The sequence below is a fragment of the Bacillus sp. P14.5 genome (genome assembly GCF_003316765.1).
GTDB lineage: Bacteria > Bacillota > Bacilli > Bacillales > Bacillaceae_B > Rossellomorea.
Window position 1 is genome coordinate 1 of record NZ_NIJF01000057.1, and the last position, 11,017, is coordinate 11,017.

Below are 11,017 nucleotides of genomic sequence, written 5' to 3' on the forward strand. Positions count from 1 at the left end.
GCCCGTAGCTCAATTGGATAGAGCGTTTGACTACGGATCAAAGGTTAGGGGTTCGACTCCTCTCGGGCGCGCCATTGTTTCGGGGAGTAGCTCAGCTTGGTAGAGCACTTGGTTTGGGACCAAGGGGTCGCAGGTTCAAATCCTGTCTTCCCGACCACTTTCTACATTACTATGGGGCCTTAGCTCAGCTGGGAGAGCGCCTGCTTTGCACGCAGGAGGTCAGCGGTTCGATCCCGCTAGGCTCCACTTAGTTCTTTACGAAGCGAAGCGGAGTAAATGAACTTCATAAGATTCGCACAGCGAAGCAATGCAATCAGATGCATTTGTGAACCTGACGCGAGACACTTTCAATATCATGGCGGTGTAGCTCAGCTGGCTAGAGCGTACGGTTCATACCCGTGAGGTCGGGGGTTCGATCCCCTCCGCCGCTACTTAAGGGACCTTTAGCTCAGTTGGTTAGAGCAGACGGCTCATAACCGTCCGGTCGTAGGTTCGAGTCCTACAAGGTCCACCATCTTTTTGAATGATATTACGGAGGAATACCCAAGTTCGGCTGAAGGGATCGGTCTTGAAAACCGACAGGGGTGTAACAGCCCGCGGGGGTTCGAATCCCCCTTCCTCCTCCATATTTCCTTTATCGTCGCGGGATGGAGCAGTTCGGTAGCTCGTCGGGCTCATAACCCGAAGGTCGCAGGTTCAAATCCTGCTCCCGCAATACAAGAGGCTTTCGCTTAATGCGGAAGCCTCACATGGTCCGGTAGTTCAGTTGGTTAGAATGCCTGCCTGTCACGCAGGAGGTCGCGGGTTCGAGTCCCGTCCGGACCGCCATTTTCATGAATCATATATCTAAGTGTTCTAATGAAATATTAGTTCAAACTAAGAGGGTTTCGATAAGCAAGAGTTCAAGGAAGCAACCGAGTGAACACCGGAGTGCACTGACAGGTGCCTGAGGATGTGAGCGAAGGCGCTGACAAAGAAATTCGCAGCTTAGCGATAATCATCGGAAATGATTTCAGACTAAGAGGGTTTCGATAAGCAAGAAGGTCGAGGAAGCAACCGAATGAACACCGGAGTGCACTGACAGGTGCATGAGGATGTGAGCGAAGGCGCTGACAAAGAAATTCGCAGCTTAGCGATAATCATCGGAAATGATTTCAGACTAAGAGGGTTTCGATAAGCAAGAAGGTCGAGGAAGCAACCGAATGAACACCGGAGTGCACTGACAGGTGCATGAGGATGTGAATGAGGGCGCTGACGAAGAGATTCGCAGCTTAGCGGAAGCCGAAACTATTATGGCTCAGTAGCTCAGTTGGTAGAGCACGTCCGAGTAAGCTTCAGTGAATTTACTTCAGCGTACAGCTTGAGCTGCAACTTGAATAAGCTTCCTGAAAGCTGGACGATAAATTATCTTCTTAACTTTCCTTTAGGAAATATACTAATATGGCTCAGTAGCTCAGTTGGTAGAGCAATGGACTGAAAATCCATGTGTCGGCGGTTCGATTCCGTCCTGAGCCACCATCTTTTTTAAAATAACATTATGGCGATTGTGGCGAAGTGGTTAACGCATCGGATTGTGGTTCCGACATTCGTGGGTTCGATTCCCATCAGTCGCCCCATTTAATTATTGCGGGTGTAGTTTAGTGGTAAAACCTCAGCCTTCCAAGCTGATGATGAGGGTTCGATTCCCTTCACCCGCTCCATGGGCCTATAGCTCAGCTGGTTAGAGCGCACGCCTGATAAGCGTGAGGTCGGTGGTTCGAGTCCACTTAGGCCCACCATGATTTTGTTCCGCAGTAGCTCAGTGGTAGAGCTATCGGCTGTTAACCGATCGGTCGCAGGTTCGAGTCCTGCCTGCGGAGCCAATATTGGAGAAGTACTCAAGTGGCTGAAGAGGCGCCCCTGCTAAGGGTGTAGGTCGGGCAACTGGCGCGAGGGTTCAAATCCCTCCTTCTCCGCCATCTGCATTTACATACGGCCCGTTGGTCAAGCGGTTAAGACACCGCCCTTTCACGGCGGTAACACGGGTTCGAATCCCGTACGGGTCATCCCAAGAGATTATCTTTTTAGATAGTCTCTTTTTTATTTGTCTGCATTTTTATCGTTGCAGCAGATATGTTTCATAGTGGGTGGCTGCCCTGGTAGTTGAATATCTGATTTACCTCTAAGCCAGTACAAGACACCGAGTAGAGGGTTTCCCTCAGAAGCCAGCATTGAATCCCCCAAAAGAGAAATCGAGGCTGTCAGAGTTCTCCGTATTGCATTCATAGACCCAAATGCACAGAAAAATGAAGGTAAGGTATCTCAAGGGAACGTAACCACCACCAGGGTTACCCAAAAATGAAATAACTGCAATCTCTCACTCAGAGCACATCCCAATTTCAATTTATTCACCTCTTTAAAAAAGTTTCAAAATTCCCCTTGGTTTTTTATTATTTTCCCAAATATTTTTCGACAAAATAAGTCATAATTATGTGAATTTTCCATCGTAAAGCGTGTCGAACTCAATGTTAACCGCTTTCATATCACGGGCATGTCGGATTTGTTCGAAAAGTCACTAAAGGGTTTCCTTCTCTTTAAGCGAATGATTAGTATAAATACAATTTAATTCAACTGCAGGTGAAAGAGATGATTGCTATGATTCCTACTGATTTTAATATTCATTTATTCCATGAAGGGAATCTGTTCGAAGCCTACCGCATGCTGGGGGCTCATCGGCATTGGAAGAAGGATGGTTATTGTACTTCCTTTTGTGTATGGGCTCCCAAAGCGCTGTCTGTGAGTGTGGCCGGCAGTTTCAATGATTGGGACAGTAAAGGTTTTGAGTTCGAGAAAATCAATAAGGAAGGTATTTGGTTTCTGGAGGTAGATGAAGATCTTATTGACCATACCTATAAATATGAGATCGTTACAGCAGCTGGGGATATCCTGTTGAAGAGCGATCCTTTTTCCTTTTTCAATGAGTTGAGGCCGAATACCGCAAGTATTGTATATGATTTTGAATCGTTTACTTGGACTGATGAAGAGTGGCTGATGAAGAAAAGTGAGGTACCGCCTTATGATCAGCCAATGTTTATTTATGAGATTCATCTCGGTACCTGGCGCAAAAAGGGTGATGAAAAATTTTTGAATTATCGGGAAATGGCATCAGAAATTATTCCGCATGCTGTCTCGCATGGTTTCACTCATATTGAATTGCTGCCGGTCATAGAACATCCCTATGACAGATCCTGGGGCTACCAGGGGACAGGCTATTACGCCCCTACCAGCCGTTACGGGTCCCCCTCCGATTTTAAGTACTTCATTAATGAATGCCATTCCCATGGACTTGGCGTTATTCTAGACTGGGTCCCGGGACACTTCTGCAAGGATGCACACGGGCTGTACCGTTTCGATGGTTCCTTTGCCTATGATTATCAAATGCCTCATGATCGTGAAAATCACACCTGGGGCACGGCGAATTTCGATCTTGGCAAAGGAGAGGTTCAGAGTTTCCTGATTTCCAGTGCCCGCTTTTGGATGGAAGAGTACCATATAGATGGTTTTCGAGTGGATGCCGTGGCTAATATCATCTACCGGGCGAACCAGGCTCAGAACAGCGTCAATGATGAAGGGATTGCTTTTTTAAAGAAGCTGAACAAAGCCGTTTTTGAATATGATCCTAACGCATTGATGATTGCTGAAGATTCAACTGATTGGCCAGGGGTTACTTCTCCGGTTCATTACGGTGGTCTTGGATTCAATTACAAATGGAATATGGGCTGGATGAATGATGTGCTGAAATATATGGAATCAGATCCTGATCAGCGTAAGGAAAACCATTCATTGATTACCTTCTCCATCTTGTACGCCTTCTCGGAAAACTTCATTCTGCCTTTTTCGCATGATGAAGTTGTTCATGGCAAGAAATCGCTGCTTGATAAGATGCCTGGTGACTATTGGCAGAAATTCGCCCAGCTTCGATTGCTTCTCGGCTTCATGACGGCTCATCCAGGGAAGAAGCTGTTGTTCATGGGAACGGAAGTAGCACAATTTTCTGAGTGGAAGGACCTGGGGCAGATAGACTGGCATTTGCTTCAGTATGAAAAACATCAAAAGTTTAACACATATCTTAAGGAACTTTTGCATTTATATAAAAAGTCGCCTTCTCTGTATGAGCAGGACCATAAGTCAGAAGGGTTCGAGTGGATCGATGTAAATAACGCCGCTCAGCAGATTTTCTCTTTTATAAGAAAAGGTGAAAAGCCGGAAGACCAGTTGCTGGTGCTTTGCAATTTCAGCCCGGCTGCTTATCAGAATTATAAAGTCGGAGTCCTGAAGGCAGATGGCTACAGGGAAGTGTGGAACAGCGACCATGCCCGTTATGGGGGTTCTAATCAGATCAATCCGGAAGTATTGACTGTGAAGCATGAGGGCTACCATGGAAAACCATGTTTTGTGGAGATGACCATTCCACCATATGCAGTAGTCTATTTGAGACCAATTCATCACAGGAAGGAGCGCATTAAATATGGCAAAGGCAAATTGTGTAGCAATGTTGTTGGCAGGAGGGAAGGGCAGCAGGCTGAGTTCACTGACTAAAAGCCTGGCAAAGCCCGCAGTACCATTTGGAGGAAAGTATCGAATCATCGATTTCACCCTAAGCAATTGCACGAATTCAGGAATTGAGACGGTTGGTGTTTTGACTCAGTATCAGCCTCTTCTGCTGAACTCCTACATAGGGATTGGGAGCGCATGGGATCTCGACAGGAAAAGCGGCGGAGTGACGGTTCTCCCGCCATATGCAGAATCATCGGAGGTTCGATGGTACACCGGGACCGCCAGTGCCATCTTTCAAAACCTTAACTACATTGAGCAATTTGATCCTGAATATGTTCTTATCCTTTCAGGCGATCACATTTACAAAATGGATTATGAAAAAATGCTTGATTACCATATCAGTAAAAAAGCTGATGTCACCATTTCAGTGCTGGAGGTACCATGGGATGAAGCAAGCCGTTTTGGCATTATGAATACTTCGGAGGATTTGCGGGTCGTAGAGTTTGATGAAAAGCCTCAACTTCCTAAGAATAACCTGGCTTCCATGGGGATATATATTTTCAATTGGTCACTGTTGAAAGAGTACCTTGAGATGGATGACCGGAATCCGGAATCAAGCCATGACTTCGGCAAGGATGTAATTCCTTTGCTGCTTGAGGAAAAGAAAAAATTAATGGCTTATCCGTTTCAGGGATACTGGAAAGATGTCGGTACTGTTAAAAGCCTGTGGGAAGCAAATATGGACCTGCTGGATGATGAATGTGATCTCAATCTGTTCGATCATGAATGGAGAATCTATTCTGTTAATCCGAATCAGCCGCCTCAGTATATTTCAGAAGACGCTGTTGTGGAAGGCTCACTAATCAATGAAGGCTGCGTTATAGAGGGAACCGTTGATCATTCTGTTTTATTCCAGGGGACAAGGGTGGAGGCAGGGGCTCACCTCAAGCATTCTGTGGTAATGCCTGACGCGGTAATCGGGAAAGGCGCATATTTGGAAAAAGTGATTGTGCCTCCGAATGTACGCATCCCGGAAGGAGTATGCATCATTCCTGAAGAGGGGGCTGACGAGGTCATCCTGGTCACAGAAACATTCCTGCAATCGATCATGGAAGAAGAGGAAGTACAATAAGAATTCATCTTTGCGACAGGGGGAAATCACGTGAATAAATCAATGCTTGGCGTTATTGACGCAACAACTCATCATCAGTCTTTAGAGGACTTATTAGTAAACCGTTCCTTGGCGGCAGTTCCGATTGCCGGCAGGTACCGGCTGATCGATTTTATTTTATCCAATATGGTTAATTCCGGCATTCACAGCGTTGCGATATTCCCTAAGTATCAATACCGTTCTCTAATGGATCATTTAGGTTCCGGGAAGAACTGGGACTTGAACAGAAAAAGAGATGGCTTATTCTTTTTTCCTGCACCTGCGGTCGATTCAGTCGACCAGGGAATGGGTTCTTTCAATCACTTCGCTCATCACATGGATTATTTCCACAGAAGTAAACAGAAATATGCGCTGATCAGCAACTGCAATACGATATTTACGACTGATTTCAATCCTTTATTGAAGCGCCATATCGAGACGGGCTGTGACATAACCAAAATGAATCACCAGCATAAATCCATGGAGATTTATTTGCTGGAAACCTCTCTTTTGATCAATCTGATCGAAACACGTGGAAAAACCGGATACACATGTATGAAGGATGTTGTGGAAGACACTTCCGGCAGCCAGAAGGTTTGTGATTATGAATATCTTGGCTATGTGGAAAAAATCCAGTGTATCCAAAGCTATTTCAATGCCAGTATGAACCTCTTGAAGTCAGAATGCTGGAAACAGCTCTTCCGAAAAGAATATCCTGTACTGACTAAGGTGAAGGACGAACCTCCGACAAGGTATCAAAAAGGGGCTTCTGTCAAGAATGCCATCATTGCAAATGGCTGCTTCATTGAAGGCGATGTGAAAAAGAGCACAGTCTTCAGAGGTGTGAAAATCGGAAGAGGAACGACTGTCTCCAACAGTATCATCATGCAAAAAAGCCAGGTAGGAGAAAATTGTGTTTTAGATTATGTCATTCTGGACAAAGATGTGAAGATAGAGGACAATGTGAAGCTTATCGGAAGCCCGGAAAATCCGGTTGTCATCAAAAAAGGAATGATTCAAGGAGCGTTGATGAACTCGTGAAAGTATTATTTGTTGTCTCGGAATGTGTCCCTTTCATCAAATCCGGAGGCCTGGCAGACGTGGCAGGGTCACTGCCGAAGGAATTGAGAAGCCTTGGGACAGACGTAAGGGTCATCCTGCCAAAATATCAGTCTATAGCGGAAGAATATAAAAGCAGTATGAAAAAGGTATGCGAGTTTTCAGTTTCAGTGGGCTGGAGACAGCAATACTGCGGCATAGAATCATTGAAGGTAGATGGGGTCACATTCTATTTTGTGGATAATGAATACTATTTTAAACGAGATGGGCTTTATGGATACTGGGATGATGGAGAAAGGTTTTCTTACTTCACAAAAGCAGTACTGGAAAGTTTGGAGCACTTGGATTTTCATCCGGAAATTCTCCACTGCCATGATTGGCACACGGCTATGATCCCTTTTTTGCTGCGTACCCAATATCAATGGAGAAAAGGCTACAGTTTCATCAAGACGATTTTCACGATACACAATCTTCAGTTTCAAGGTGTTTTCCCTAAAGAAGTGATGACAGAGCTATTGGGGATTGAAGAGTCATATTTTCATCCGGAAAAGCTCGAGTTTTACGGAAACATTAATTTTATGAAAGCAGCTTTGATATCAAGTGATTATATTACCACTGTCAGTCCCACATACAGGGATGAAATATTGACAGCTTACTACGGAGAAAAGCTTGAGGGCGTCCTGCGGGTGCGTGCCGGCTGTATCGAGGGCATTTTAAACGGGATAGATGATTCTTTTTATTCTCCCGAAGCGGGCGGGGAAATCTTCCCTTTCTCAAAGGAGAATATAAACGGAAAAAAAGAGAACAAGAAGCGCCTTCAGCAGAAATTTGGCCTGGAGCAAAATCCTCATGTGCCGGTCATTTCAATTGTGTCGAGATTGACCAAGCAAAAGGGCCTTGACCTGGTTAAGGGGGTTTTTCACGAAATCATGCAGGAAAACCTGCAATTCGTGATTCTGGGTACAGGAGATCAGGAATTTCAGCAATTCTTTAAAGAAATGGCGGGCATTTATCCTGATAAGCTAAGGGTAAATATCGGATTTGATGAAGATCTGGCTAAACAGATTTATGCCGGCTCAGATCTTTTCCTGATGCCGTCGCGATTTGAACCATGTGGTTTGGGGCAAATGATTGCTTTGAGCTATGGAACCCTTCCTCTTGTTCGTGAAACAGGCGGATTGAATGACACCGTTCAGTCCTATAATGAGGAAACTAGAGAAGGACATGGGTTTTCATTCAAGAATTTTAACGCTCATGACATGCTCTACACCTTGAACCGGGCACTGTCAATTTATCATGAAGATCAAGAAACATGGAAACTTATCGTCAAAGAAGCAATGGGAATCGATTGTGGATGGGCCCAATCCGCTTTTAAATATAATGGGTTGTACGCAAAAATTTCCTCCAGGAGTGAGAGCCATGTTTTCTGATGTGAATGATTTTAAAGAAGCTTTTCTGAAAAGGCTGGAAATGATGTACGGCAAAACTTTCCCAGATTCCACCCCGCGTGACCAATATTTCACACTTGGGAATATGATCAGGGAGTACATCAGCATAAATTGGATCGGTACTAATGAACAATACCGGTTCAGCGGGCAGAAACAGGTTTATTACCTGTCGATCGAATTTCTGCTCGGCCGTCTTTTACGCCAAAACCTTATGAATCTCGGAATCTATGAAACGGTAGAGGCAGGGTTGAATGACCTTGGAATCGACCTGGATGAAATTGAGGAAGAGGAAGCGGACGCAGGTCTTGGAAATGGAGGTTTGGGAAGGCTCGCTGCATGTTTTCTGGATTCGCTGGCATCTCTTGATTTACCTGGCCATGGCTGCGGTATCCGTTATAAGCATGGATTGTTTGAACAAAAGATCGTTAAAGGGTTTCAGGTGGAGTTACCGGAACAGTGGCTTCGTCACGGCCATGTTTGGGAAGTGAGAAAGCCTGATCTTGCTGTAGAGGTGCTCTTCTGGGGAAGAGTGGAATCCTTCGAAGACAAGGGCAGCTGGAAATTCAGGCATGTAGACGCCGAAGCAGTTACTGCTGTACCTTACGATATGCCAGTTGTCGGATACGAGACTTCCACCGTCAATACATTAAGGCTGTGGAGTGCAGAACCGTCTGCCTATCAGGCCGGCAAGGACATGATGAAGCATAAAAGGGAAACAGAGGCGATCACAGAATTTCTTTATCCGGATGATACCCACGATGAAGGGAAGATCCTTCGTCTAAAACAGCAGTACTTCCTGGTGAGTGCAAGTCTCCGTTCTATTCTCAGGTCTTTCTCTGCTAAAAAGCGGGATATCCATGAATTGCATGAGTATGTATCACTCCATATCAATGATACCCACCCGGTATTGGCCATACCTGAATTGATGAGGATCCTTCTTGATGAACACGGACTGGGTTGGGAAGAAGCATGGGATATCACCACTAAGACATTTGCCTATACAAATCATACGACATTATCAGAAGCTCTTGAGAAGTGGCCGGTTAGGATATTCCAACCGCTGCTCCCGCGGATTTTCATGATTGTGAATGAGATCAATGAGAGGTTCTGCAAAGGTTTATGGAGTGCGTATCCGGGAGAATGGGACAGGATTGAACAGATGGCCATCATTTCTCATAATGAGATTAAAATGGCGCACCTTGCGATTGCTGGGAGTTTCAGTGTAAACGGCGTTGCTGCGATACATACCGAAATTCTGAAGCAGCGTGAGATGAATCTCTTTTATCAATTCTATCCGGAAAAATTTAATAATAAAACAAATGGAATCACTCACCGCAGATGGCTTCTGAAGGCGAATCAGCCGCTTGCCAAGCTGGTGACGAATGCCATAGGCAGCGACTGGGTTTATGAGCCTGAAAAGCTGCAGAATCTTCAAAAGTTCCAAGATGACCGTATGTTCCTTGAAGATCTTCATAAAGTCAAAAATTATAAAAAGCAGCAGCTCGCCCGTAAAATCATGGAGCAAAACGGGGTGGAGGTGGACCCTGATTCGATATTTGATGTGCAGATCAAACGTCTTCATGCTTATAAAAGACAGCTTTTGAACGTACTGCATATCCTTCATCTGTATAATCGTTTCAGGGAAGATTCAAGTTTTGATATGCATCCAAGAACATTCATCTTCGGTGCTAAGGCCTCACCAGGATATTTTTATGCGAAAAAAATCATTAAGTTAATCGATTCAGTCGCGAAGCTGGTCAATAATGATCCTGTTGTAAAGGGCCGAATCAAAGTCGTGTTCATGGAAAACTACCGGGTATCCCTGGCAGAAGATATCATTCCGGCTGCGGATATCAGCGAACAGATTTCAACTGCCAGCAAGGAGGCATCAGGAACCGGAAATATGAAGTTCATGATGAATGGTGCACTCACAGTGGGCACGCTCGATGGAGCCAATATTGAAATCCTTGAAAAAACAGGGCCTGATAATATATTCATCTTTGGATTAACAGCCGAAGAAGTGATGAAGTATTACGCTGATGGCGGGTACTATTCCATGGAATATTATCATCACGATGAACATATAAGGCAAGTCGTAAACCAGCTGATTGATGGAACACTCCCTGACTCAGCCGATCATTTTGAAGAAATTTTCGATTCTCTGCTGGCTGAGAATGACCAGTATTTCGTGCTCCGTGACTTCTCTTCCTATGCTGCTATCCAGGAAAAGGCGGGGAAAGCTTATGAAGATAGAGAGCTGTGGCTGAAGAAGAGCTTAACCAATATTGCAGGATCCGGGTATTTTTCCAGCGACAGGACAATTAAGCAATACGCACGTGAAATATGGGGAATTGCAGGAAAAGAGCTGCAGAAAAGATAACAAAAGAGGCTGGGACAAAACCTTATAAAAAGCTCTATTCAAAAGAATGTGTCTGAGTATAAAGAAAGGATTTCCGCTCCAGGTGCACGACTCCGCGGGGCGGGCGCTGAGCCTCCTCGGCTTTGCCTGCGGGGTCTCACCTGTCCCGCTAGTCCCGCAGGAGGTCGCACACCTTCCGCTCCAATCCGCCTACGATCAGGAACTGGCGGATAACCTAATCTAAAAAATAACATCTTTAAGGTAAGAGCCTAATAACAAAAATGAACCGCATGAGATCAAGTATATAACCTTGATCTCATGCGGTTTTATTTTCGATGATTTTTACTTGCATCAATTAGTTTTCTACTTTTGTCCCAGCCTCTTTTGTTTAAATATGTAGGAGGCCGGTTTCCACCCGGCCCCCAAGTGTGAGTAAAGATATCTATACATCATCAGGCATCATCC

At 45.0% G+C, this 11,017-nt stretch carries 5 protein-coding genes and 14 tRNA genes; all 19 read left to right on the top strand.

Annotation, left to right across the window (positions count from 1 at the left end):
* Positions 1-80: 80 nt before the first annotated feature.
* Positions 81-157, top strand: a tRNA-Pro gene (locus B9Z54_RS07010).
* A gap of 16 nt (positions 158-173) precedes the next feature.
* Positions 174-246: transfer RNA gene (locus B9Z54_RS07015), tRNA-Ala, on the top strand.
* Between the two features lie 111 nt (positions 247-357).
* Positions 358-431: transfer RNA gene (locus B9Z54_RS07020), tRNA-Met, on the top strand.
* Positions 432-437: 6 nt separating this feature from the next.
* A tRNA-Ile gene (locus tag B9Z54_RS07025) sits at positions 438-514 on the top strand.
* A 19-nt stretch (positions 515-533) separates the two neighbouring features.
* Positions 534-626: transfer RNA gene (locus B9Z54_RS07030), tRNA-Ser, on the top strand.
* A gap of 15 nt (positions 627-641) precedes the next feature.
* Positions 642-715, top strand: a tRNA-Met gene (locus B9Z54_RS07035).
* A gap of 36 nt (positions 716-751) precedes the next feature.
* Positions 752-828: transfer RNA gene (locus tag B9Z54_RS07040), tRNA-Asp, on the top strand.
* Positions 829-1,442: 614 nt separating this feature from the next.
* Positions 1,443-1,518: transfer RNA gene (locus B9Z54_RS07045), tRNA-Phe, on the top strand.
* 22 nt (positions 1,519-1,540) lie between these two features.
* Positions 1,541-1,616, top strand: a tRNA-His gene (locus B9Z54_RS07050).
* A gap of 10 nt (positions 1,617-1,626) precedes the next feature.
* Positions 1,627-1,700 (top strand) — tRNA-Gly (locus tag B9Z54_RS07055).
* A gap of 1 nt (position 1,701) precedes the next feature.
* Positions 1,702-1,778: transfer RNA gene (locus B9Z54_RS07060), tRNA-Ile, on the top strand.
* Positions 1,779-1,787: 9 nt separating this feature from the next.
* Positions 1,788-1,862 (top strand) — tRNA-Asn (locus tag B9Z54_RS07065).
* Between the two features lie 5 nt (positions 1,863-1,867).
* Positions 1,868-1,958: transfer RNA gene (locus B9Z54_RS07070), tRNA-Ser, on the top strand.
* Between the two features lie 15 nt (positions 1,959-1,973).
* Positions 1,974-2,045: transfer RNA gene (locus B9Z54_RS07075), tRNA-Glu, on the top strand.
* Between the two features lie 580 nt (positions 2,046-2,625).
* Positions 2,626-4,578, top strand: a complete 1,953-nt coding sequence (glgB, locus tag B9Z54_RS07080; protein ID WP_113927730.1) for a 1,4-alpha-glucan branching enzyme — start codon at positions 2,626-2,628, stop codon at positions 4,576-4,578.
* Positions 4,508-5,668, top strand: coding sequence for a glucose-1-phosphate adenylyltransferase (locus B9Z54_RS07085; RefSeq protein WP_113927731.1), 1,161 nt, complete (start codon positions 4,508-4,510; stop codon positions 5,666-5,668). Before glgB ends, B9Z54_RS07085 begins: the two co-directional genes overlap by 71 nt.
* A gap of 30 nt (positions 5,669-5,698) precedes the next feature.
* On the top strand, positions 5,699-6,727 hold the full coding sequence (locus B9Z54_RS07090; RefSeq protein ID WP_113927732.1) for a GlgC family sugar phosphate nucleotidyltransferase: 1,029 nt from the start codon (positions 5,699-5,701) through the stop codon (positions 6,725-6,727).
* Positions 6,724-8,175, top strand: coding sequence for a glycogen synthase GlgA (glgA, locus tag B9Z54_RS07095; protein WP_113927733.1), 1,452 nt, complete (start codon positions 6,724-6,726; stop codon positions 8,173-8,175). The genes B9Z54_RS07090 and glgA overlap by 4 nt, the downstream gene beginning before the upstream one ends.
* Complete coding sequence (locus B9Z54_RS07100) at positions 8,165-10,573, top strand: glycogen/starch/alpha-glucan phosphorylase (RefSeq protein ID WP_113927734.1); 2,409 nt, start codon at positions 8,165-8,167, stop codon at positions 10,571-10,573. Before glgA ends, B9Z54_RS07100 begins: the two co-directional genes overlap by 11 nt.
* Positions 10,574-11,017: the final 444 nt, after the last annotated feature.

What these genes read in the sequence shown, in the direction of transcription:
- B9Z54_RS07100 (WP_113927734.1), top strand. Translation starts at nt 8,165, where the DNA reads ATGTTTTCTGATGTGAATGATTTTAAAGAAGCTTTTCTGAAAAGGCTG.
- glgB (WP_113927730.1), top strand. Translation starts at nt 2,626, where the DNA reads ATGATTGCTATGATTCCTACTGATTTTAATATTCATTTATTCCATGAA.
- B9Z54_RS07085 (WP_113927731.1), top strand. Translation starts at nt 4,508, where the DNA reads ATGGCAAAGGCAAATTGTGTAGCAATGTTGTTGGCAGGAGGGAAGGGC.